Consider the following 22,510-nt stretch of genomic DNA (forward strand, 5'->3'; position numbering starts at 1 on the left):
GGACGCCGCCGCGGGCAGCGGAGGCTGCTTGAATGCTTTTTATGCCGCCAGCGGCAGGCGCAGTTGCGTCAGCAGGCCACCGCCCGGGTTGTTGGACAGGCGGATCTCGCCACCTGCGGCGCGCGCGATGTTGCGGGCAATGGTCAGGCCGAGGCCCAGACCGCCGGTCTGGCGGTTGCGCGATTGTTCGAGGCGCACGAACGAGCCGAACACGGCGTCGATCTGTGCCTGCGGTATCCCGGGCCCTTCATCGCGGATGGTGAGCAGGATCATGTCTTCCGACCGGCGCAGCGAAAGATGCGCCTTCTTGCCGTAGGTGACCGCGTTCTGCACCAGATTGGTGACGCAGCGCTTGAGCGCGACCGGCCGCGCCATGCAGATCAGCCCGCGCGAACGGGTCTCGTCGTCGAACGACACGTCGTCATAGCCGTCGGCGATCGATTCCACGAGCGACCAGAAATCGATGCGTTCGTTCTTCTCTTCCGTCACCTCGAAGGTGGCGAAGTCGATCACCGAGCTGGCGATGCCCTCGACGTCGGCGAGGTCGTGCGCCAGCGCCTCGCGGACCGCCGATTTGCGCAACAGCTCCAGGCGCAGGCGCATCCTGGTCATCGGCGTGCGCAGATCATGCGCCAATGCCGCCGCCAGATGTTCGCGGTCCTCGACATATTCGCGCAACCTCGCCTGCATGGCGTTGATCGCCTTGGCGGCGGCACGGACCTCGCGGCTGCCGCTCTCGGCGATCGGTGGGCTCTTCAGATCCTTGCCGATCCGGTTCACGGCGGTTTCCATCATCCGGTAGGGCGCCGTCAGCCGGCGCAGCGACCAGATCGACATGATCACCACCAGCCCTGCGATCAGCGAATAAAGCGGCAGGCTGTCGAAGCTCAGGATCGGGCCGACGGGCGTGATCGGTTCGGTGAAGTTCAGCCATTGGCCGTCGGCGAAGCGCAGCGAGGCCGTCAGCTTGTCGCTCTGGGCGAAGTCGGCGGCCAGCACCAGAAGGTCACGCTCGACCTGTCCGATGTCGGGTCCCGGCGCCGTGCCGTCCGCGTCATCGGCCTCGCGCGTCGCCGGATCGCGGCGCACGCGTGCATCGGTGATGCCGAATTTCGACAGCCGGCCGACGAGGATGTCTTCGAGTTCGGCCAGTTCGTCGTCGCCGGCGATCGACGAAGTGACCGCCGGCGTGTCCGAAACGGTGAGCGCGTAAGTGGAGTTGAAGAGGCCGGTCGCCGTCGCCTTGCGCTCGTCCGGACTGGCGTCATGCATGAGCTGAACCAGCGAGAAGGCACGGTCGTTGAGCCGGTAGAGGTCGACGACGCCGTTGGCGGCGGCGCGGTCGCGCGACACGATATAGAGGGTCGCGACCTGGCTGATCAGCAGGCCGGCAATGACGATCAGCAGCACCCAGACAGGCAAGGTCTGCGGCAGGAAACGTCTCATTCGGAGGTCGTCTCGGGCAGGAACTGGTAGCCGCCGCTGCGTACGGTCAGGATCAGCTTGGGCGTCTTCGGGTCATCCTCCATCTTGCGTCGCAGCCGGCTGACCAGGATGTCGATGCTGCGGTCGAAGGAATAGTCGCTGTCGCCGCCGGACAGCTCGATGAGCTGGTCGCGGGTCAGCACGCGCTGCGCGCTCTTGACGAAGGTCTGCAGCAGATTGAATTCGGCCATGGTCAGTTCGACCCTGACATCGTCGGGTGCGATCAGCCGGCGCCGAGCACAATCCATCGTCCAGCCGGCGAAGCGGTAGATCTGCTTGGTGGTGGCGCGCTTCGGCTCGGCGGCGCCATTGCGCCTGAGCACGGCGCGGATACGCGCCAAAAGCTCGCGCGGGTCGAAGGGTTTGGGCACATAGTCGTCGGCGCCCATTTCCAGGCCGACGACGCGGTCGGTCGTCTCGGTGACGGCGGTCAGCATGATGATCGGCGTCGAATACTGGGCGCGCAGGTCGCGGCACAGCTCCAGCCCGCTCTTGCCGGGCAGCATCACGTCGAGGACGATGAGGTCCACCTGGACGCGCCGCAGGATGGTCTCCATCTCGATGCCGTCGGCGGCAACCGAGGTGTGCAGGCCCCGTTTCTGGAAGAATTCCTGCAGCAGGTCGCGGATACCCTTGTCGTCGTCGACGATCAGTATGTGTGCGTCGGATTTCACAGCAGCCCTGTCATTGTTGCCAAGCCCTTCTGTCTTTGATTGCCAAGCCCTTCTGTCGCAACCCACACGATAGAATTCAGGCCATATGTTGGCCAGTGGCTATGACGGGTTCACACCGGCTTTCTCAGACACAATCCAGAAACAAAATTCTACAGTTCAGAAAAACTCCTGAAAAATTTCAAGGGCATAACTGATCTCGTGGCGGTCAGGTCATCGGCTGCGACGCTAGTCTCCGGGTTTACGGATAAACCGATGCCAAGGTTGTCGATCAGTTTGTTGGGTGCGTTGCTGGGCTTCTGCCTGGTCACTGCCGCTGTCGGACAATCGGACGCAAAGGTGACGCTCACAACCCGGAGCGAACGGTGCGCCAATCTTAGCCACCAATTTGATGAAGCCCTCGAAACCCATGCCACGGCAACGCAGGTCACCGCGGCAAAGGCACTTCAGAGAAAGGGCAACCGGTACTGCGCCGCCAAGAAACAGGCGCAGGGCATCCGGATGCTCGCCAGTGCTTTGAAGCTGCTTGGAGTGACGCCGAACGACCCGGTTCAGTAACACTCCGAAACTTGGCCCGCATAAAAAGGAAACGAAGCCATGAAAAAGTCCATCCTCTCCGCAACCGGTCTCGCCGTCGCTCTCGCCTTCGCGATGCCGGCTCTCGGCAACGCCGCCGCCACCACGACCGCTGCTCCGGCTGCTTCGACGACCACCGCTCCGGCGACTGCCGCTCCGGCCAAGGCTGCTCCGAAGAAGGTCGTCAAGAAGACCGTCAAGAAGCACAAGAAGGCTGCCGAGAAGGCCGTCAAGAAGGACGCCCCGAAGACCTAATAAGGTCCGGCGCAAAATGCCGGCCTGTTGACCAAGGCCGCTCCAGCTGGTTTCGGCTGGAGCGGCCTTCTTCCTGTCCGAACCGCTGAAGCCCTGACGTTGGCGATGAAGCGGGTCGATGGGTTCAACTGATCTTGACGAAGTCTGGCACCGGCAGCTTCCGCCTCGACTGACACTTAACCCGTTTGAAACGCCGACCGTGTAGGACAATCCGCATGAAGAAGCGGCTTTCGTCCATTTTGCGCTCGATGGTGATCGGCGGCCTGGTTGCCACCGGCGTCGCCAGGGTGCTGATCCTGTTCACCGCCAGCCCGGTGCCCGATCCGGCCACCGGACGCACCGAGCCTTCGCTGTTCGCGCCGGCGATTTCCACCAGCTGGGACTACATCACGCCGGCACAGACCTGGCTGCTGGTCGTGCTGACCGGCGCGACGCTGATCTGCGTCGCCGCGTGGCCGATCGCGACCTGGCTGGAACGCCGGGCGGATGCCGGTGGAAACCGCTTTCGCCCCGATATGCCGTCCGCCACGACCGCGCGGCAGATTCCAAGCCGTCGGATGTTCGGTCGCCAGGGCCGTTGAACGGCAAACGACACTTTCCCACATAGGTGTGAATAGCCGCGCCCGGCTTGCGGCGTTGATCAAAATAGACGGCTGCTTTCGCTGGTGCCAGAATGGCGAAGGTCGCTTACGCAAATGGTCGGTTCCAATGCCTGAAATCACCACAAAACCGCGCGTCCAGGTCAAGCCGCAGGTCGAACGGCCAAAGCTCTACAAGGTCATCCTCATCAACGACGATTTCACGCCGCGCGAGTTCGTGGTGACGGTGCTGAAGGGCGAGTTCAAACTCAGCGAAGACCAGGCGCATCGGGTGATGATCACCGCGCATCGGCGTGGCGTCTGCGTCGTCGCCGTGTTCACCAGGGATGTCGCCGAGACCAAGGCGACGCGTGCCACCGATGCCGGCAAGGCCAAGGGCTATCCGCTGATGTTCACGACGGAGCCGGAAGAGTAGCCCTACCGTCCTTCGCGGTACCACATCGAACCCATTGCCAGAAGCAGCAGGCCGAGGCCGAGGAAGCCGCCGAACAGCGGCACGCGCGAGACGGCCTTGAGCACGCTGTCGTCCGTGGTGCGCAGTCCGATCCAGTCGTTGCCGGACGCGGCGCCAGCCGAGCGCACCGGCACGATGGAGGGCAGCGTCACGTCGCTGCCAAGGGCTGTGGACGACGCCAGCCGGCGCACGCTGCCGCCGGTGGCTTCAGCCGGCGCCTTCAGCCGGCTTTCGGTGGAAATGACGTCGGCGAATTCCGGTGCGTTGACCGGCCCGACATGGGCGAGCGCGGTGAGGTCGCCATTGGCGACCTGATAGAGGCCGATCTCGCTGGTCTCGACGCTGCCGAGGAAGACCCCGGGCTCGGATTTATCGAGCTTGACGGTCAAGGTCTTGCCGGACGGGGTGATGATCTGCGCGGGGCCGGGATCGTCGGCCATCGTCTGGCGGCGGATTTCCAGCACCATGCCACGGCCGTCGGCGGTCAGCCGCTCTTCCTCGAGCTCAGGCTCCTTCATCAGCCAGTGGGCGATGCGCCGGTAGAGCTGGACATGCGGGCCGCCGCCCTCGAAGCCGCGCGCCCACAGCCAGCCCTGATCGGACAGCAGCATGCCGACGCGGCCTTCGCCCTTGCGGTCGAGCAACAGCAGCGGCCGGTTGTCGGCGCCCTTCATCACCACTGCGCCTTCGGGGTTCTGCACGCCGATGGTGCGGAACCAGCGGCTCCAGTGCGGCGGCTCGGTGGCGGAGCCATCCAGCCCACGCGTCACCGGGTGGCGCTGGCCGAGTTCGGTGAGGCGCGGATAGAAGGCCTTGTCGACCACCTCGCCGGTCGGCATCGCCGGCAGGGCGGACATCAGCGGCGTGCGCGCGATCGAGCTTTCGCCGGCATATTCGGGGCCGGCCGCGATCAGCAGCGCGCCGCCCTTTTCGACATATTCGGAGATGTAGTCGTAATAGAGGATCGGCAGCACGTCGCGGTGCTGGTAGCGGTCGAAAATGATGAGGTCGAAATCCTTGATCTTCTCGACGAACAGTTCGCGGGTCGGGAAGGCGATCAGCGACAATTCGTTGATCGGCGTGCCGTCCTGCTTTTCCGGCGGCCGCAGGATGGTGAAATGGACGAGATCGACCGAGGCGTCGGATTTCAGCAGGTTGCGCCAGGTGCGTTCGCCGGCATGCGGCTCGCCGGAGACGAGCAGCACGCGCAGATTCTCGCGAATGCCGTCGATGAGCGCGATGGCGCGGTTGTTGGTGTCGGTCAGTTCGCCCGGTTCGCGGTCGATGGCGAGTTCGACGATGTTGCGCCCGGCACCCGGAATGGTCACCTGCAGCGGCATCGCCTGGCCAACGGTGGCGTGCTCGACCGCGACCTGTTCGCCATTGACCGAGACGCGCACATCGACCGGGCCGGTCTCGTTTTCGGTCGAGATGACGCGGTAGGTCATGTCGAGCGGCTTGCCGACAAGGCCGAAGCGCGGCGCGTTCTCGAAGCGGATGCGGCGGTCCTTTTCGTGGTCGTTGCCGGTGATCAGGGCATGCAGCGGGGCGTTGAAATCGGGCGCGGCCGGGGGGGCGTCATGGACCTCGCCGTCGGTGATCATGATGGCGCCGCCGATGCGCGACGGCGGCACGTCGCGGAAGGCGCCCTCGAGCGCGCCGAACAGCCGTGTCTCGGTGCGCTCCTCGGCGGCTTCGGATTTACCCGCTTCGACGACGCGCACGTCGAACTGCTTGAAGCGGCCAAGACGCTGCTGCAGCCCGGCCAGTGCCTCGTCGGTCTGCTTGGTGCGGTCGCCGATATCCTGGCTCTGGCTACGGTCGACAATCAGCGCGACGACGCTTTTCAGCGGCTCGCGCTCCTCGTTGAGGAACACCGGGTTGAACAGGGCGGCGGCGAGCGCCAGAAGGGCGACGAAGCGGAAGACCGAGCCGCGCTGGCGAAACCACAGGCCGACAAGCGCCAGCAGCGCCAGCGGCACCAGCGCCAAGGCCAGCAGGGGCCAGGAGATCAGCGGTTCGAAGGAGATCGACCAGTTCATCCCTTACCCTCCCCTTTGTGGGGAGGGTTTATCCGAGACCGGAGGGCACCAAACAAACTCATCTTACTGCCCCAGCCGTTCGAGCAGGATGGGCACGTGCACCTGGTCGGATTTGTAGTTGCCGGTCAGCATGTACATCATGATGTTGACGCCGGCGCGCAGCGCGTAGATGCGCTGCATCGGGTCTGCCGGCACGGTCGGAAGCAGCGCATCGCCGTTCTCGTCGACCGCCCAGGCGCCAGCGAAATCATTGGCAGTGATCATGATCGGCGAGACGCCATCGCCGGTGCGCACCGGCCGGTTCTCGGCGTTGCTGGCGTCGAGCGAGGCCTCGACCCAGAGCGGGCTGCCGGCGAAGCGGCCGGGGAATTCGGGCAGGATGAAGAAGGATTTGGTCAGCACGTGGTCGGACGGTACCGGTTCCAGCGGCGGCACGTTGAGGTTGCCGAGGATGTCGCGCAGCCGCTCCGTCGCCGGGCTGGTCGAATCGGCGCCGATGCCGTTGGCGAACTGGTCGCGGGTGTCGAACAGCACCGTGCCGCCTTGCTGCATATAGGCGTCGACGCGGGCGATCGCGGCCTGGCTGGGCATCGGTGCGGCCGGATCGATCGGCCAGTAGATCAGCGGATAGAACGACAACTCGTCCCTCGAGATGTCGACGCCGGCCGGCTCGCCCGGTTCCAGTGCCGTCTTCTCGACCAGAAAGCGCGTCAGGCCCTCGAGCCCGGCGCGGCTGATCGAATCGTCGCCCGGCACGCCGGTCAGCACATAGGCGATGCGGGTCTTCGAAATCGCCTCGATGGCAATTTCGTCACCCGGCTTGGCGTCGTCGGCGCGGGCAAGGTCGGCATGACCGAACAAGGCACCGAGCGCAATCAGGACGACGGCGGCGCTTGTCACGGCACCGGCGCGGCGCGGCCGGCGTGAAAACAGGCCACCCATCCAGAACACCGCCAGCGTATCAAGCAGCATCAGCACCAGGGCGGCCGCGACCAGCGTGCCTTTCAAATTGCGCGATTCGTCAAAGGCATACTGGATCGAGGTGACTGGAACAGTGATTCGCGGGCGCACCAGGGGCGCCAACTTGCTGTCGGTTTCCAGCAGATTGTGGGCAAATACACCCGTCTCGGAACCATAGAGACCGGGCGGGTTTTCAAAAGTCACCGGCAGCGCGCCAGCGCCCGGTACAAGCGGCCGCGCGTCCGGCGTCGGCGGCACCAGCGAGCCGTCGGCTGCAATCATGCGATAGGGCGCCAGCGACGCCGCGGCGGCTTCGGCATTGGCGATGGCCGCGCCCTGGTTGCGCGACAGCTGCACGATGCGGCGCAGCATCTCGACGAAGCTGCCAGAGATCGGCAGGTTCGACCAGGTTGCCTCAGGGGTGACGTGGAACAGCACCAGCGTGCCCTTGCCTTTCTTCAGTCCGGTGACCAACGGCGTGCCGTCGGCAAGGGCCGCCCAGGTGCGCTCGACGATATCGGGTGTCGGCTCGGCCAGCACCTGCCTGCTGACGGTGACCTCGGTCGGGGGCGCCAGATCGGCGAACGGGCCGGCCTTGGGGAATTCGGTGACAGGCTGCGGCGACGTCCATGATAGCGCGCCGCCGAGCGAACGCTCGCCGGTGCGAAGGCGGACCGGCAGCAGATCGTCGTCATCGCCCGCAGTAGCCAGCCGCGAACCGGCGAAACGCACCAGCGTGCCGCCATTGTCGACCCAATCGACAAGCCTCTGCCGGACTTGTCCGGGAATGGTGCCGATATCTGCCATGACGATCATCGCGGGCTTCTGGTCGAGGATCTGCGGGATGGCGTCGGCAAGATCGGCGCTGGAGGGTTCGACCAGATCGGCGAATGGCTGCAGCGCCCGCCTGATGTAGTAGAGCGGCGACAAAAGCGGCTGTGCCTGGTCGGCCTCGGCCTGCGACAATAGACCGACGCGCCGCCGCTTGGAGCTTTCGTCGAGCACGCGGACCGCACCGGCCTGCCGCTCGCCGTCGAGCGCGATGGATGCGAAGTCGTTGCGCAGCTCGAACGGCACCGCCATGGTGCCGGTGGCGGTGGTTTCGCCAGGCGAAAAGGTCAGCGTAGCATCGGCGATGCGGCGGCCCTTGTCATCGAAGGCGCCGGCGGTGACCTGAGCCGGGGCAGGGTCGCCCGGCGCGCGGATGGCGGTCAGTGCAAAGCCGTCGACCTGGTTGTCGGCGGTGGTCAGGCCGGTCAGCGACAGCCTGTCTGCGGTTGCCCAGACGACACGGGTGGCATTTTTCGACAAAAGTGTGTTGAAGGCGGCTTCATCGCCTTTTGCCGCCAGGCCGTCGGCAAGCACGGCGACACTGGCCCCGGGCAAGGTCTCCAGCACGCCGGCGACGCGGGCATAGACGGCGGGCCGGTCGGTCGGGATCGGCCGCGGCTTGGCGGCACGCAGCCGGTCAAGGGCGGTGGCGGCATCGAACGGCCCGATCTCGGCATTGGCCTTTTCGGCGGTGAAGGCGATGACGACCGGCACGCCGTTGGAGCCGGCGTCGTTGATCAGCCGCTCGGCGGTGGCGACGCGTTTGCCCCAGTCGGCGGCACTTGCCCAGTCATTGTCGATGACGAGCGCAAGCGCTGCACCCTCGGCCGGCAGCTTTTCGCGCGGATTGAAGACCGGGTCGGCCAATGCGGCGACGATGAGGGCCGCCATCAAGAGCCTGAGCAGCGTCAGCCACCACGGACTCTGCTGCGGCGTCTCCTCGCGCTTCAGCACGCGGGCCAGGATCTTCAGCGGCGGGAAGATTTCGGTCTGCGGCTTGGGCGGCGTCAGCCTGAGCAGCCACCAGATCACCGGCAGTGCCAGGAGGCCCCACAGCACCATGGGGGCGCCAAAGGAAAGCGGCAGCCAACTCATGCGACAGCCTTTCCTGGCCGATCGCCACCGGCGATCGTGCCGGCACGACCGTCAGCGGTCGGCCTGACCGAGGGGCCATCAGTGGTCATCGCCATGTGCAGCCGCACCAGCGCGTCGGAAGCCAGCCGATCGGTGTGGTTGACGGTAAAGCTCCAGCCAAGCCGTTTGCACCAGGCTGCCAGTTCGTGGCGTCGGGCGGCGTAGAGCAGGCGATACTCATCCCCCAGCATTTCGGCGCGGCCGGCGGTCAGCTTGTCGCCGGTCTCAGGATCGGTGAACTCGGTTCGGCCAGCATAGGGGAAGGTCTCCTCGGCCGGGTCGGCGACCTCGATCAGGTGGGCACGTACGCCGTGGCGGGCCAGCACGTCGAGCCAGGCCATCGTCTCTTCGACGGGATCGAGGAAATCGCTGACGATGACGATGTCGCAGAAGCGCCTGATATCGGACAAATCGGGTTTTGCCGGCAAATCGCCGGCATGCATCAACTGGGCGGCGATGCGTTCGGCGCCGTTGCGGGCGGTGAACGGATCGGTGAGGCCCGGCCAGGCGATGCGCTCGCCGCTGCGCGACAACAGCTCGGCCATGGCCAGCGCCAGCACCAGCGCGCGCGATTGCTTGGAAACGCTGGCGCCGGTCGATTTGTAGAGCATCGACGGCGAGGGGTCGGCCCACAGCCAGACGGTATGGGCGGCTTCCCATTCGCGGTCGCGCACATAGGTGTGGTCGTCGCGGGCCGAGCGGCGCCAGTCGATGCGCGAGGAATCGCCCTCGACATAGGGCCGGAACTGCCAGAAATTCTCGCCGATGCCGCGCTTGCGGCGGCCGTGCCAGCCGGCGATCACGGTGTTGACGATGCGCCGCGCCTCGACCAGCAGGTCTGGCACAAGCGAGGCCCGCAACCGGCCACGGGCGAGCGCGTCACGCGTCGCTGCCGGAGCCTGGACCTCGCCGATGCGCGGCATCAAATCCCTTTCACGAGTTTCGCCACCACGTCACGCACGCTGGTGCCTTCGGCGCGGGCGGCGAAGGTCAGCGCCATGCGATGCTGCAGCACCGGCTCGGCCAGCGCACGCACGTCGTCGACCGAGGGCGCCAGCCGTCCGTCGTAAAGCGCGCGCGCCCTTGTGCACAGCATCAGCGCCTGGCTGGCGCGAGGGCCGGGGCCCCACGCGACGTTCTTGTCGGTTTCGGCGTTGCCTTGGCCGGGACGCGCCGAGCGCACCAGCGTCAGGATCGCTTCGACGACGCTTTCCGGCACCGGCATGCGGCGGATCAGCGTCTGGATTTCCTTCAGCCGCACCGGCTGCAGCACGTTCTGGGCTTTCGCGTCCTCGATGCCGGTGGTTTCCAGAAGGATGCGGCGCTCGGCCTCGATTTCTGGATAGAGGATGTCGACCTGCATCAGGAAACGGTCGAGCTGCGCCTCGGGCAGGGGATAGGTGCCTTCCTGCTCGAGCGGGTTCTGCGTTGCCAGCACATGGAAGGGCGCCGGCAGGTCGTAGCGGGCGCCGGCAATGGTGACGTGGTATTCCTGCATGGCCTGCAGCAGCGCCGACTGGGTGCGCGGCGAGGCGCGGTTGATCTCGTCGGCCATCAGAAGCTGGGCGAAGATCGGCCCGGAGATGAAGCGAAAGGCCCGCTTGCCGGTCTCGTCCTGCTCCATCACCTCGGAGCCGAGGATATCGGACGGCATCAGGTCCGGGGTGAACTGGATGCGGCGCGAATCGAGGCCGAGCACGATGCCAAGTGTTTCGACCAGCTTGGTCTTGGCGAGGCCCGGCACGCCGACCAAAAGCGCATGTCCACCGGCCAGCAGCGCCACCAGCGTACGCTCGACGACGCTTTCCTGTCCGAAGATGACCCGGCCGACCCCGTCGCGGATCCGGGAGATGTCGGCAAGCGCCTTTTCGGCCTCGGCGATCATGTCCTTTTCGCTGATCGGGCTTTCCTTGACCATCACGCTCATGCCGCATCGATCCTTGTGGTTGGAATACCATGGCTGGAACAACGGCTGCACCATACCATAAGTTGCCGCGATTCGGCCTCGCGTGGCGCCTATGTCGAAACTTAAATCACAGACTTAGGCTGACAAGCGGAACAACAGTGACTATTTCGTGACCATGACGGGACCCTTGGTACATCGTGAAGAAAGCCTGACTGGTGCCACCGAGGCGCGTGGCCTCGAGGCACTCATCTCGCGCGCCGCCCGTGCCGGCAAGGGCGCGGCACCCGTCGAACGCTGGAATCCCGACTTCTGCGGCGATCTGGACATGGAGATCAAGTCCGACGGCACCTGGTTCTATCTGGGCACGCCGATCGGGCGCATGCCGCTGGTGCAGCTTTTCTCCTCGGTGCTGCGCAAGGACGCCGATGGCAGGACCTATCTGGTGACACCGGTGGAAAAGGTCGGCATCCGCGTCGCCGATGCGCCGTTCATCGCCGTCGAAATGGACGTTTCGGGTAGCGGCGAAGCGCAGACCATCACCTTCCGCACCAATGTCGGCGATGTCGTCGAGGCCGGGCCGGAACGGCCGCTGCGCTTTGTCGACGAGAACGAGACCGGCGGATTGAAGCCCTATGTGCTGGTGCGTGGCCGTCTGGAGGCGCTGGTGGCGCGGCCGGTGATGTATGAACTGGTCGGGCATTGCGAGGAGGTCGAGATCGGCGGCGAGACGATGTTCGCGGTGCGCTCCAAGGGCGCCGTGTTCCCGATCATGCCGGCGGACCAGTTGAAGCGGCTGAGCGCGTGATGGACCAGGTGACGCCGGCGCCGTTTTCATCCGCAGATTTTCGCGCGCGTTTTGCCGTGCAGCCCGATGCGCATGCAGGCGACGATTATGGCGATCATCGCTTTAACCCCGGCCATCCGCGCCTCAATCAGGGCATGGCGCTGCGCAATGCCGCGGTGCTGATCCCGGTGGTCGATCATGAGGGCGATGCGACGGTTCTCCTGACCAAACGGGCCGAAAAGCTGCGCAGCCATTCGGGGCAGGTGGCATTTCCCGGCGGCACAATCGATCCGACCGATCCGAGCCCTGAGGCTGCGGCGCTGCGCGAGACCTTCGAGGAGATCGGGCTTGGCCGAGACCGCATCGAGATCATCGGCCGCATGCCCGACTATGTGGCCGGCAGCGGCTACCGCATCGCGCCGGTGCTGGGCATCGTGCTGCCCGGTTTCCAACTGACGCTCAACGCCGACGAGGTCGACGCCGCTTTCGAAGTGCCCCTGCGCTTCTTGATGGACCCGGCCAACCACAAGCGCGACAGCCGTATGTGGAACGATCTCGAATGGTTCTTCTACGACATGCCTTACGGCGAACGGCGCATCTGGGGCGTCACCGCCGGCATCATCCGTACCCTCTATGAAAGGCTTTATGCGTGAGTGTCTCGATCGCGGACAGGGCCGACTGGCTCGGCGACAAGCATCTGCAGCGCCTGCTGTTCGCACTGGCCGAAGGCGGTGAAGAGGCGCGAGTCGCAGGCGGCGCGGTGCGCAACACGCTGATGGGCCAGCCGGTCGCCGACATCGACATCGCCACCACCTGCCTGCCGGAGGAAACCCTCCGCCGCGCCGAAGCGGAAGGGTTCAAGGCGGTGCCAACCGGCATCGAGCATGGGACAATCACCGTGGTTGCCGGCGGAAAACCTTATGAAATCACCACCTTGCGCGCTGATATCGAGACCGACGGGCGGCGCGCGAAAGTGTCGTTCGGGCGCGACTGGAAGCTCGATGCTGAGCGGCGCGACTTCACCATCAACGCGCTCTATGCCGGGGCCGATGGCAAGGTGGTCGACCTGGTCGGCGGCATTGCCGACATCGAGGCGCGCCGGCTGCGATTCATCGGCGACCCGGAAGCGCGCATTCGCGAAGACTACCTGCGCATCCTGCGCTTCTTCCGCTTCTTCGCCTGGTACGGCGACGGGCGGCCGGACGCCGAAGGGCTGAAAGCCTGTGCCCGGCTTAAGGAAGGGCTGGCCCAGCTTTCGTCCGAGCGAATCTGGTCGGAACTGAAGAAACTTTTGTCGGCGCCCGATCCGTCACGGGCGCTGCTCTGGATGCGGCAGGCAGGTGTCTTGACCGCAGCGCTGCCGGAAAGCGAGAAATGGGGCATCGATGCCATCCATGGGTTGGCCAAGGCCGGGAAGGATCTGGGCTGGGCACCCGACCCGCTGCTCAGACTGGAAGCGATCGTGCCGCCCGATGCCGCTCGCATGAAGACGCTCGCCGAGCGGCTCAAACTCTCGACCGCCGAAGCGGATCGCCTGCGTCACTGGGCGCTTGCCAGCGCCGTCGAGCCGAAGACGACCGAGGGCGAACTGGCGAAAAGGCTCTATCGCGGTGACCGGCAGGGGTTTGTCGACCGTCTGCGGCTGTCGCTTGCGGCAGCCAGGGTGCGCGCCGTCGAGGACAATGAGGCGCTGCTCGAAGCCGGTGGTTTTTCGCGCCTGCTCGCCTTCGCCATCAAATGGGAAAAGCCGTTGTTTCCACTGAAAGGTGCCGATCTCACGGCGCTCGGCGCAACTCCGGGGCCGAAACTCGGCGAAGTCCTCAGGAATCTCGAGGCGGAATGGGTCGAAGCCGGGTTTGCCCCTGATCGCGACGCGCTCCTCAAGCGCGCCGCCGAAGCCTTGAAGGCCGGGTAGATCAGGCCGCGTCGCGGGTCTTTTCGATGCGCGAGCGGATCGCCTCGATCATCGTCTCGCGGATCACCGTCTCGCCATGCGTCTCGCGCATGTGCTCGACGGCACGGCGCATGACCTCGGCCTCCTCGTCGGCACGCGTGTGCCAGTCACAGCCGGGCACGAGCGACCCGCAGTGAAATTCCTTCATGGGATTTTCTCCTTTTCCTCCGTGGAGCCCGAGGCTCCGGCACTTTTTTGGCTGACGGTCCAAATCCGAGATCGGATCCTGGGGCCGCGAGCGGGAGAAGCATAACACAGATGGGGTGGCATTGGTTGCAGTCAACGGCGAAAAGGCGGAGCAGGCGCTGCTCCGCCCTCTTACGCTACCCCCAAACAGGACCGGATATCGTCTCATCCTGCTCTGGCGGGCAAGCCATCATTTTGCGACCTTGACGGCCTCGGCGACCTTGTTCTTGCCCTTCATATCCCATGAGACGCGGACCTTTTCACCGACCGTCAGGCCAGGATCCTTGAAGGTTTTGGGAAGCGTAAAAGACGATCCATCATCGAGGACCAGGCTCATGGCCGTCGTGTCAAAGGTCTTGATCGTTCCGGTGGTGTGCTTGACGGCGGCGAATGCCACTGAACCGGAAGCGAGAAGGGCAGCGGCGGCAGCCGAAACAATGATCTTGCGCATTGCGAAGTACTCCTGGAAAGGCGGGTATCTTTTTGACGAAGATGTCCCGCATCGTCTTGGGCCGTCCGGTCGCGTCGGGTCGCGGCTCGCTTTGTCTTGACGCAATTCCCGTCGGAAAGCCGTTTCGCACTTTCCTGGAATTGCGCGCAGGCGAGCCGCCGGCGCTTCCCGACTCGGCGCCACAAATAGACTAGTCTTTTCAACAGCCTATTAGACGAAAAAGAAATTTTTCGCCGCACCGTGTGCCACATTCCATGCCCATTTCGAGCGAATGGGACATCAATGCGGCTCACGCCGGGCTCACCATTTTGTTACGGCCAGCGGACCTCGGGTGGCAGGCTGGAAAGGATGGACGCGACATTGCCGCCGGTCTTCAGTCCGAAGATGGTGCCGCGATCGTGAAGCAGATTGAATTCGACATAGCGGCCGCGGCGGATGAGCTGTTCGTCGCGGTCGCCATCGGTCCAGTTCTCGTTGAAGTTGGCGCGCACGAGGTGGCCGTAGACGACGAGAAAAGAGCGGCCGACATCCTGGACGAAGTTGAAATCGGCATTCCAGCCGCCTTTGTCCTCGCCCGAATGCAGCCAGTCGAAGAAGATGCCGCCGGTGCCGCGCGGCTCGTTGCGGTGCGACAGATAGAAATACTCGTCGCACCAGGCCTTGTATTTCGGGTAATCGGCGACGTCGGCGTTCTTCTCGCAAGCGAATTGCATGGCGCGGTGGAAGGCGACCGTGTCGGGGTCGTCCTGCGTGCGGCGGCTGTCGAGCACCGGCGTTAGATCGGCGCCGCCGCCGAACCATTGGCGAGATGTGACCACCATGCGCGTGTTCATGTGCACGGCCGGAACGTTTGGGTTCCAGGGATGCGCGATCAGCGAAATGCCAGATGCCCAAAAGCGCGGGTCTTCCTCGGCGCCCGGCATCTGCTTCCTGAATTCGGGTGAGAACTCGCCGTGGACGGTCGAGGTGTGGACGCCGACCTTTTCGAAGACGCGGCCGTGCATCATCGACATGGTGCCGCCGCCGCCGCGCCCCTCGTCACGTTCCCATGGCGTCTTTTCGAAGCGGCCGGGCGACCACGAGGCCAGCGGCCCGCCAAGATCCTGCTCGATCTGCTCGAAGGTGGCGCAGATGCGTTCGCGCAGCGCCTCGAACCACAGCCTTGCCTTCATCTTCTTCTGTTCGATGTCGGCGGGCAGGCCTGCCGGTATTTCTGGTCGTTCCAAGTGCCGTCTCCGGTTGGGGCGGCGAGTCCCACAAATGACTCGTCTTTTGCCGGCGCGATCCCTAATCTCTTAAGGGCAAGGGTCAAGTCACTTTGGTTTTGCGCATGATCCTTTCCGAAACTCGATTCCGATTTCGGGGTCATGCGCCAGGTGCAAGGAGTTGTTTCGTGCGCACCCCGGCAAGACCGCCGCTGGATGGCCTGAAGAAAAGGCTCGACCAAAGCCGTGCCGAGCGTGTTCGTATGCCGCGCGACGGTTTCCTGCGCGAGACCTTCGTGCTGCCGCGCTCCGATGCGCGGCTCAAGGCCAAGGAATGGTTCGAGCGCTTTCCCAAGCAGGCCTACTGGACCGAGATCGAAAGCTGGTTCGAGCGGCCGGGCGACTTGATCGAGTTCACCATCAGGCGGTTGCCTGCGGCTGACTAGGATGTCCTCGAGAGAGGCGGAGCAACCAGCCTTCTTGCCCCTGTCCCCTCGCGCGCCAGCCGGTCGCCCTTGTTACGCAGCGGGCATTTGTCGATCGACATGCAGCCGCAGCCGATGCAGTCGGTCAGCCCGTCGCGCAGTTTCTTCAACTGGGCGATCTTGTGATCGAGCCCGTCGCGCCAGGCGGTCGACAAAAGGTTCCAGTCATCGCGCGTCGGCGTGCGGCCTTCTGGCAGCGATGCCAGGGCTTCACCGATCTCGGCCAGCGAAATGCCGACCTCCTGCGCCACCTTGATGATCGCCACGCGCCGCAGCACGTCACGGCCGTAGCGGCGCTGATTTCCCGCCGTGCGGTGGCTGCGGATCAGGCCGCGGGCCTCATAGAAATGCAATGCCGACACCGCCACACCGCTGCGCATGGCGACCTGGCCGACCGTTAATTCCGTTATCGGTGCCATTCCTGATTTTCCCGCTTGACCTCAAGTTAAGCTGAGCTTGTAGCGAAGAAACCCGGGGTCTGCAAACGAAGGAGAAGGCGATGTGTGCCTGGGTAAGAATGAGTGGAGAAACCACTGTCGTCGGCGGCGGCAAGCATGGTGTTGTCGATGGGTTGCGGATCCTATCCGAGTTGCCGGATGGCTTCGCCCGCCGCCATGGCGACCGAAAGCGCGACATTGATGCTGCGCGCCGTGCCCTGCATGGGGATGGTCAGCCGCGCATCCGCCGCCTGATGGACAGGATCCGGCACGCCTGCGGATTCGCGACCGAACAGCAGAATGTCGCCTTCGGCGAAGGTGAAGTCGGTGTAGGCCGTCGTCGCTTTGGTCGACAGCAGCACCAGCCGGTGCGAACCAGCCTTGCGCCGTTCCTCGAAGGCGTGCCAGTCGACATGCCGGGTCAGGGCAGCCATTTCGAGGTAGTCCATGCCGGCTCGTTTGAGCGCTTTGTCGGAGAGCGGAAATCCGGCCGGTTCGATGATGTCGACGCCAAGTCCGAGGCAAGCGGCGAAGCGCAGGATTGTCCCGGTGTTGCCGGCGATATCCGGCTGGTAGAGCGCGATGCGGAGACGACAGTTCATTTCCGCGTCTTTCTAATAAGTGGCAAATCGGCCACAGCGGGCTCGCGGTTTTGGAAATTGCTGGACCTGCGGGTGGCCATTTTCTGCGAAGTCGGGTATGTCAGCTCCATTGTCAACCCGAACCGATGGAGGGGTAATTCATGATGACCATGCACATCCAGCGCCCCTCTTATGGGCTTACCTGCCTGCCGGCGGTTTCGGTACGACGATTCTCCTGACTCTCTAAGACTTGATCGCACCGATTCCCGCCGAAACGATTTTTCGGCTCTCGAAGGAATCCTGCGATGTTTTCAAAAAGTCAAAAGGGCTAAACGCCCCAACTGAAGCTGTCCGGACCGATGCTTGTCGTGTCCGGACCGATGCTTATCGTGTCCAGACCGACGCAAAGCGCGCCTCCGGCCGAATGCCGGCGGACGATATTGCTTCGCCTTTTTATCTCGATTTTCACACGGAGGACGGACCGATGTTCGATCCCTATAGAATACCTGGCTCGAGGAGCCTGCATATCCACCGACTGCCGACCTGGGCGCTGCTGATCGGCGACACCTATTCGTCTGCGGTTCACGCCGAGGTTCGCCGCCGGCCGCATCGCGGCATGCTGCCGGATGTCGATTTTTCGCGCGCGGTTCCCGATCCGAGCCGCCCGTCGCTGGTGCGCCGGATCATCCGGCTGGTCAGGCCGGGCGCGAAAAACCGGGCTGGCGGCACCGTGTCGTCAGGATCGGCTGGCGCAGCTGTCGGCGAAAAGCCCGCGAGCCCCTATATTGCACGAGGCATGGCCGACGGTCCGGGTGATTCCAGACCGTCGGCCCTTGATGCCATGGGTACCGGGGATTTCGTACGCTCACGTGCCGCGTAAGCGGCAAACACATTTCACAGGCATAACCTATGTTGTTGTTTAGCTGGTTTGAAAAAAGGCTCGATCCGTTCCCCGCAGCGGAACCGGTCGAGCCGCCCAAGACGCTGGTTGCCTTCTGCCTGCATTATACGCGCGGCGCATGGCCTTATATCCTTTTCGACGCGGTGCTGGTGACGGCCATCGCGATCGCCGAAGTATGGATGTTCGGCTTCCTCGGCCGCATCGTCGACTGGCTGTCGGGGCAGAATCGCGAAACCTTCCTGCAGACGGAAGCCTGGAAGCTCGCCGGCATGGCCTTCATCGTGCTGTTCGCGCTGCCGGGCACGGTATGGCTGCATTCGTTTCTCAACCAGCAGACGCTGATGGGCAATTATCCCATGCGCATCCGCTGGCAGGTGCACCGCTATCTGCTCAAGCAGTCGATGAGTTTCTACCAGGACGAGTTCGCCGGCCGCATCGCGACAAAGCTGATGCAGACGGCTCTCGCCGTGCGCGAATGCGTCATCAAGGTGATCGACGTCCTGAACTACGTTATCGTCTATTTCCTCGGCATGCTGCTCATCGTCGGCTCGGCCGACTGGCGGCTGGCCGCGCCGCTCGGCGTCTGGCTGGTCGGCTATATCCTTTTGCTGCGGTTTTTCATTCCCCGGCTGGGCAAGGTTGGCGAGGAACAGGCCAATGCGCGCTCGATCATGACGGGCCGTGTCGTCGACAGCTACTCCAACATCCAGACGGTCAAGCTGTTCAGCCATGCACGCCGCGAAGCGTCATTCGCCAAAGACGGCATGTCCGGCTTTCTCGAAACGGTCTACCGGTCGATGCGGCTGGTGACAGTGCTTTTTGGCTCGCTTTACATCCTAAATGCATTGCTCTTGTTCTCTGTCACCGCGATGGCGTTGTGGCTGTGGCTGGGGCAAGCAGTGACGATCGGCGCGGTCGCCGTGGTCATCGGCCTTGTGCTCAGGATGTGGGGGATGTCGCAATGGATCATGTGGGAAATGTCGGGCCTGTTCGAGAACATCGGCACGGTGCAGGACGGCATCGCCTCAATCTCGCTGCCGCGCCTTGTCGAGGACAGGCCGGACGCGAAGGAGATCAGCGTTTCCAGGGGTGAGATCCGCTTTGAGGACATTCGCTTCCACTACGGCAAGCAGAAGGGTGTGATTGAAGGCCTGTCGCTGGCGGTGAAACCGGGCGAGAAGGTCGGCATCGTCGGCCGTTCCGGCGCCGGCAAGTCGACGCTGGTCAACCTGTTGCTGCGCTTCTACGACCTCGAAGCCGGGCAGATATTGATCGACGGCCAGGAGATCGCCGGTGTGAAGCAGGATTCGCTGCGTGCGCAGATCGGCATGGTCACGCAGGACACCTCGCTGCTGCATCGTTCGGTGCGCGAGAACATCCTTTATGGCCGGCCCGATGCCACCGACGAGATGCTTGTCGAGGCGGCGCGCCGCGCCGAGGCGCTGGATTTCATCGGCGGGCTTTCGGATGCCAGCGGCCGCAAGGGCTTCGATGCCCATGTCGGTGACCGCGGCGTCAAATTGTCCGGCGGCCAGCGGCAACGCGTCGCCATTGCTCGCGTTATGTTGAAGGACGCACCTATACTTATCCTTGACGAAGCGACTTCGGCGCTTGATTCCGAAGCCGAGGCGGCGATCCAAGAGAATCTCTACAAGCTCATGCAAGGCAAAACCGTCATCGCCATAGCGCACCGGCTGTCGACCATCGCGGCGATGGACAGGCTGGTGGTGATGGACAAGGGTCGTGTCATCGAGGAAGGTTCGCACGAGGAACTCGTCGCCAAGGGCGGGCTCTACGCGCAGCTCTGGCAGCGCCAGTCGGGCGGGTTCCTGCTTGAGGACGGTCCCGCCGACGCCGCCAACGACGCACTTGCAAAGGGGCAAGCCGCAGAATGATGGCCGCCGCATGATGACAGCCGTCTATCGCTGGTTCGAGAACTGGGTCTATCCGTTCAGGGAGCCAGCGAATCTTCGGCCACCGACCAGCGTCGGCGGCTTTCTCTGGCACTATGTCGGCCAGGCGAAGTTCGCCTTCTTCGCCATGCTGGTCATCGGCGGCATCGCGCCGCTGGTCGAGGCCGGCCTGTTCTACTTCGTCGGGCGGCTGGTCGATATTCTCGACCAGCTTCCCGCCGAGCGCAGTTGGCACGCACTGTGGGCCGCCGCAGGCCCTGAACTGGTTTTCATGGCCGTGGTGGTGCTGGTCATCCGCACCGTCGTCGTCGGCCTTTCGGCGCTGGTCGACGAACAGACGATCACGCCCGGCTTCTACAATCTGGTGCGCTGGCAGGCGCACCGGCATGTCTCGCGCCAGTCCTACGCCTTCTTCCAGAACGATTTCGCCGGCCGCATCGCAACAAAGGTCTGGCAGGCGGGCCAGGCCACCGGCGACCTGATGGAAAGCTTCATCGAGGTCGTCTGGTTCATGATCGTCTATACGGTGACGACGCTGGCGCTGGTCGCAGGCCTCGATCTCAGGCTGGCGGTGCTGGTGGTGATCTGGATTTCCGCTTTCGCTTGGCTGGCCAAGCTCTATCTGCCGGCAATCCGCAAGCATGCCGAGGAAACAGCCGAGGCCGGCTCGATGATCACCGGCCGCATTGTCGATTCCTATTCCAACGTGCAGACGCTGAAACTGTTCTCGGCCGATGGCGACGACCGCTACATCAGGAACGGTTTCGACATCTACCTCGACGCATTGCGCCCGTTCACCCGCCGGCTGACCGGCGTGCGCATGGCGCTGACGACGCTGTCGGGCATCATGATCACGGCGATCGGCTGTTTTGCCGTCTATCTCTGGGTCGAGGGCTCGATCACCGTCGGCGCTGTCGCCTTCACCCTGTCGCTGGTGCTGCGGCTCAACATGCTGCTTGGCCGGCTGATGATGCAGCTCAACAGCATCTTGCGAAACCTCGGCGTGCTGGAGAACTCCAAGGCGCTGATTTCGCAGCCGCTCGGCCTCACGGATGCGCCCGACGCCAAGGAACTCGTGGTGGCAGGCGGGCGTATCGAGGTGAAGAACGTCGAGTTCCATTACGGCAAAGGTTTCGGCGTACTGAACGGCATCGACCTTGTCGTCAAGCCGGGCGAGAAGGTCGGGCTGGTCGGACCGTCTGGCGCGGGCAAGACGACCCTCGCCAATCTGATCCTGCGGCTCTACGATCTGGAGAGCGGGTCGATCACCATCGATGGCCAGGATGTCGCCAAAGTCACGCAAAATTCGCTGCGCGCCAATATCGGCGTCGTCAGCCAGGACACGGCGCTGTTCCACCGTTCGCTGCGCGACAACATCAAGCTCGGCATGCCTGACGCGACCGATGCGGAGGTGATCGCGGCGGCGAAAAAGGCCGAGGCGCACGAGTTCATCCTGACCTTGCGCGACAACAGGGACCGCGCCGGCTACGAGGCCTTTGTCGGCGAGCGCGGCGTCAAACTGTCGGGCGGCCAGCGCCAGCGCGTGGCGATCGCCCGTGTCTTCCTGAAGGACGCGCCGATCCTGATCCTCGACGAGGCGACCTCGGCGCTCGATTCGGATATCGAGGCGGCAATCCAGGAGAATCTGACGCGGCTGATGGAGAACAAGACGGTCATCGCCATCGCCCACCGGCTGTCGACGATCGCAGCACTCGACCGGCTGGTGGTGCTCGACGGCGGCCGCATCGTCGAGCAAGGCACGCATGACCAGCTGGTGGCGCTCGACGGGCTCTATGCGCGGCTGTGGAAGCGGCAGTCCGGCGGTTTTCTCTATCACGAGGACAGCGTGCTCGAAGAGACGCGGCCTGCGGAGTAGGGCATGGTTGGATCGGCAGAGGTCATTCCAGAGATCGGCCCCGGAGTGAGCTATGTGCTCAAGCGGCTCCGGCCAACCACGCCGGCCTTCGACGCGCTGAAGCAGGAAAGCCGGTTTGGGGGCTACTGGATGCTGGTGCGCCTGGCGGATGGCTGGGCTAGCGGCCGTAACAAGTTCTTGAAGCGCGGCGAGGCACTCTACGGAGCCTGGAATGGCCGGGAACTCGCCGGCGTGTGCGGGCTGAACATCGATCCCTATTTCGAGGCCAGGGGCCACGGCCGGGTCCGGCACCTGTTCGTCAGTGCGCGCCACCGTCGCAACGGTCTTGGCCGGATGCTGGTCGAGACCGTTATCGACAGGGCACGTCACCATTTCGCCGTGCTGAACACCCGCGCGCCGCAAGAAGCCTTCGGTTTCTACGAACGGCTTGGCTTTCAGCGCGTGGAAGGCGAAGAATTCGTCACACACCGCATGGTCTTCGGGAAAGGAAGCTGAAATGTCCTTGCGTCCGCCATCTCATCTAGCCGGCGCCTCGTCCGCGGAAGCCGCCTTCGACGCGCTCGGCCATGAAATATTGGCGGAAAAGGCGGCAGCACTTGGCCGCGCCGGCCAGCGGGTAGAGGAAACGTTGGCCAGGCTGCGCGACAATGCCGACGAGCAACTGCGCCCCCGGCTGCTCAAGGATGCCGCCGAGGCGGTGCATGGCTATTTCATCCAGCGCGAGCTGTGCGGCTTGCGCAAGCACGATACCGTCATTCGTGAATACAACATCCCGAAAGCGGTGCTGGCCAGGCTCGGCGCGAAATAACTCTCTTTTGTTGGAC

The 22,510-nt window shown here is 64.2% G+C and carries 24 protein-coding genes; 13 read left to right on the forward strand and 11 right to left on the reverse strand.

From position 1 onward, the window contains the following. Positions 1 to 39: 39 nt before the first annotated feature. Both NKI66_RS21520 and NKI66_RS21525 read right to left on the reverse strand, forming a co-directional pair. On the reverse strand, positions 40 to 1,446 hold the full coding sequence (locus NKI66_RS21520; RefSeq protein WP_023809860.1) for an ATP-binding protein: 1,407 nt from the start codon (positions 1,444 to 1,446) through the stop codon (positions 40 to 42). Then, the gene (locus NKI66_RS21525; protein WP_013529960.1) at positions 1,443 to 2,159 is read right to left on the reverse strand and encodes a response regulator; all 717 of its coding nucleotides are present in this window, start codon (positions 2,157 to 2,159) and stop codon (positions 1,443 to 1,445) included. The genes NKI66_RS21520 and NKI66_RS21525 overlap by 4 nt, the downstream gene beginning before the upstream one ends. Before the next feature lie 252 nt (positions 2,160 to 2,411). On the opposite strand from NKI66_RS21525, the gene NKI66_RS21530 reads away from it, so the two are divergent. The 4 genes from NKI66_RS21530 to clpS all read left to right on the forward strand — a co-directional run bounded on the left by NKI66_RS21530 (position 2,412) and on the right by clpS (position 4,001). Continuing rightward, the gene (locus NKI66_RS21530) at positions 2,412 to 2,714 is read left to right on the forward strand and encodes a hypothetical protein (RefSeq protein WP_023809859.1); all 303 of its coding nucleotides are present in this window, start codon (positions 2,412 to 2,414) and stop codon (positions 2,712 to 2,714) included. Between the two features lie 39 nt (positions 2,715 to 2,753). Next, positions 2,754 to 2,987, forward strand: coding sequence for a hypothetical protein (locus NKI66_RS21535; protein WP_013529962.1), 234 nt, complete (start codon positions 2,754 to 2,756; stop codon positions 2,985 to 2,987). Positions 2,988 to 3,202: 215 nt separating this feature from the next. Beyond that, complete coding sequence (locus tag NKI66_RS21540; RefSeq protein ID WP_023809858.1) at positions 3,203 to 3,568, forward strand: hypothetical protein; 366 nt, start codon at positions 3,203 to 3,205, stop codon at positions 3,566 to 3,568. A 127-nt stretch (positions 3,569 to 3,695) separates the two neighbouring features. Then, positions 3,696 to 4,001, forward strand: coding sequence for an ATP-dependent Clp protease adapter ClpS (gene clpS, locus NKI66_RS21545; RefSeq protein ID WP_023809857.1), 306 nt, complete (start codon positions 3,696 to 3,698; stop codon positions 3,999 to 4,001). 2 nt (positions 4,002 to 4,003) lie between these two features. Here clpS and NKI66_RS21550 read toward each other — a convergent pair whose 3' ends face one another. The 4 genes from NKI66_RS21550 to NKI66_RS21565 form a co-directional block, all read right to left on the reverse strand. Then, positions 4,004 to 6,082 (reverse strand): membrane protein, encoded by a 2,079-nt coding sequence (locus NKI66_RS21550; RefSeq protein WP_023809856.1) that lies wholly within the window; start codon positions 6,080 to 6,082, stop codon positions 4,004 to 4,006. A 63-nt stretch (positions 6,083 to 6,145) separates the two neighbouring features. Then, the gene (locus NKI66_RS21555) at positions 6,146 to 8,968 is read right to left on the reverse strand and encodes a DUF4159 domain-containing protein (RefSeq protein ID WP_023809855.1); all 2,823 of its coding nucleotides are present in this window, start codon (positions 8,966 to 8,968) and stop codon (positions 6,146 to 6,148) included. After that, complete coding sequence (locus NKI66_RS21560) at positions 8,965 to 9,930, reverse strand: DUF58 domain-containing protein (protein WP_023809854.1); 966 nt, start codon at positions 9,928 to 9,930, stop codon at positions 8,965 to 8,967. The genes NKI66_RS21555 and NKI66_RS21560 overlap by 4 nt, the downstream gene beginning before the upstream one ends. Further along, positions 9,930 to 10,934: an AAA family ATPase gene (locus NKI66_RS21565; protein WP_023809853.1), complete on the reverse strand. Its 1,005-nt coding sequence runs from the start codon at positions 10,932 to 10,934 to the stop codon at positions 9,930 to 9,932. Before NKI66_RS21565 ends, NKI66_RS21560 begins: the two co-directional genes overlap by 1 nt. A gap of 154 nt (positions 10,935 to 11,088) precedes the next feature. Here NKI66_RS21565 and NKI66_RS21570 point away from each other — a divergent pair, with 154 nt between their 5' ends. From NKI66_RS21570 to NKI66_RS21580, 3 genes are read left to right on the forward strand one after another with little or no spacing between them, the layout of a single operon-like run. Beyond that, the gene (locus NKI66_RS21570; protein WP_023809852.1) at positions 11,089 to 11,718 is read left to right on the forward strand and encodes a DUF1285 domain-containing protein; all 630 of its coding nucleotides are present in this window, start codon (positions 11,089 to 11,091) and stop codon (positions 11,716 to 11,718) included. After that, positions 11,718 to 12,350, forward strand: a complete 633-nt coding sequence (locus NKI66_RS21575; RefSeq protein ID WP_023809851.1) for a CoA pyrophosphatase — start codon at positions 11,718 to 11,720, stop codon at positions 12,348 to 12,350. The genes NKI66_RS21570 and NKI66_RS21575 overlap by 1 nt, the downstream gene beginning before the upstream one ends. After that, positions 12,347 to 13,612, forward strand: coding sequence for a CCA tRNA nucleotidyltransferase (locus NKI66_RS21580; protein ID WP_023809850.1), 1,266 nt, complete (start codon positions 12,347 to 12,349; stop codon positions 13,610 to 13,612). Before NKI66_RS21575 ends, NKI66_RS21580 begins: the two co-directional genes overlap by 4 nt. 1 nt (position 13,613) lies before the next feature. On the opposite strand, the gene NKI66_RS21585 is transcribed toward NKI66_RS21580, so the two are convergent. The 3 genes from NKI66_RS21585 to hemF form a co-directional block, all read right to left on the reverse strand. Continuing rightward, positions 13,614 to 13,799, reverse strand: a complete 186-nt coding sequence (locus NKI66_RS21585) for a DUF1059 domain-containing protein (RefSeq protein WP_013529972.1) — start codon at positions 13,797 to 13,799, stop codon at positions 13,614 to 13,616. A gap of 228 nt (positions 13,800 to 14,027) precedes the next feature. Continuing rightward, on the reverse strand, positions 14,028 to 14,288 hold the full coding sequence (locus NKI66_RS21590; RefSeq protein WP_023809849.1) for a DUF1344 domain-containing protein: 261 nt from the start codon (positions 14,286 to 14,288) through the stop codon (positions 14,028 to 14,030). 311 nt (positions 14,289 to 14,599) lie between these two features. Next, positions 14,600 to 15,514: an oxygen-dependent coproporphyrinogen oxidase gene (gene hemF, locus NKI66_RS21595; RefSeq protein WP_023809848.1), complete on the reverse strand. Its 915-nt coding sequence runs from the start codon at positions 15,512 to 15,514 to the stop codon at positions 14,600 to 14,602. A 167-nt stretch (positions 15,515 to 15,681) separates the two neighbouring features. Here hemF and NKI66_RS21600 point away from each other — a divergent pair, with 167 nt between their 5' ends. Continuing rightward, positions 15,682 to 15,939, forward strand: coding sequence for a hypothetical protein (locus NKI66_RS21600; RefSeq protein ID WP_013529975.1), 258 nt, complete (start codon positions 15,682 to 15,684; stop codon positions 15,937 to 15,939). Here the strand turns inward: NKI66_RS21600 and soxR are convergent. After that, on the reverse strand, positions 15,936 to 16,397 hold the full coding sequence (gene soxR, locus NKI66_RS21605) for a redox-sensitive transcriptional activator SoxR (protein ID WP_023809847.1): 462 nt from the start codon (positions 16,395 to 16,397) through the stop codon (positions 15,936 to 15,938). The two genes, NKI66_RS21600 and soxR, sit on opposite strands and share 4 nt — an antisense overlap. Positions 16,398 to 16,558: 161 nt before the next feature. Beyond that, entirely contained in the window at positions 16,559 to 17,017 is a 459-nt protein-coding gene (locus NKI66_RS21610; RefSeq protein WP_023809846.1) for a tRNA (cytidine(34)-2'-O)-methyltransferase, read from the reverse strand. 463 nt (positions 17,018 to 17,480) lie between these two features. Between NKI66_RS21610 and NKI66_RS21615 the strand changes: the two genes are divergently transcribed. Genes NKI66_RS21615 through NKI66_RS21635 form a run of 5 tightly spaced genes read left to right on the forward strand, consistent with a single transcriptional unit; the run spans position 17,481 to position 22,494 of the window. Beyond that, on the forward strand, positions 17,481 to 17,876 hold the full coding sequence (locus tag NKI66_RS21615; RefSeq protein WP_023809845.1) for a hypothetical protein: 396 nt from the start codon (positions 17,481 to 17,483) through the stop codon (positions 17,874 to 17,876). A gap of 29 nt (positions 17,877 to 17,905) precedes the next feature. Then, on the forward strand, positions 17,906 to 19,792 hold the full coding sequence (locus tag NKI66_RS21620) for an ABC transporter ATP-binding protein (RefSeq protein WP_023809844.1): 1,887 nt from the start codon (positions 17,906 to 17,908) through the stop codon (positions 19,790 to 19,792). A gap of 10 nt (positions 19,793 to 19,802) precedes the next feature. Continuing rightward, positions 19,803 to 21,686, forward strand: a complete 1,884-nt coding sequence (locus NKI66_RS21625) for an ABC transporter ATP-binding protein (RefSeq protein WP_023809843.1) — start codon at positions 19,803 to 19,805, stop codon at positions 21,684 to 21,686. 3 nt (positions 21,687 to 21,689) lie between these two features. Then, positions 21,690 to 22,181 carry a GNAT family N-acetyltransferase gene (locus NKI66_RS21630; protein WP_023809842.1) on the forward strand — a complete coding sequence of 164 codons (492 nt, stop codon included), beginning with the start codon at positions 21,690 to 21,692 and terminating at the stop codon, positions 22,179 to 22,181. 1 nt (position 22,182) lies between these two features. After that, a complete protein-coding gene (locus NKI66_RS21635) occupies positions 22,183 to 22,494 on the forward strand; it encodes a DUF6665 family protein (RefSeq protein WP_023809841.1) in 312 nt (103 codons plus the stop codon). Positions 22,495 to 22,510: the final 16 nt, after the last annotated feature.

It is taken from the genome of Mesorhizobium sp. M0518, assembly GCF_040321125.1.
Taxonomy (GTDB): Bacteria; Pseudomonadota; Alphaproteobacteria; order Rhizobiales; family Rhizobiaceae; genus Mesorhizobium.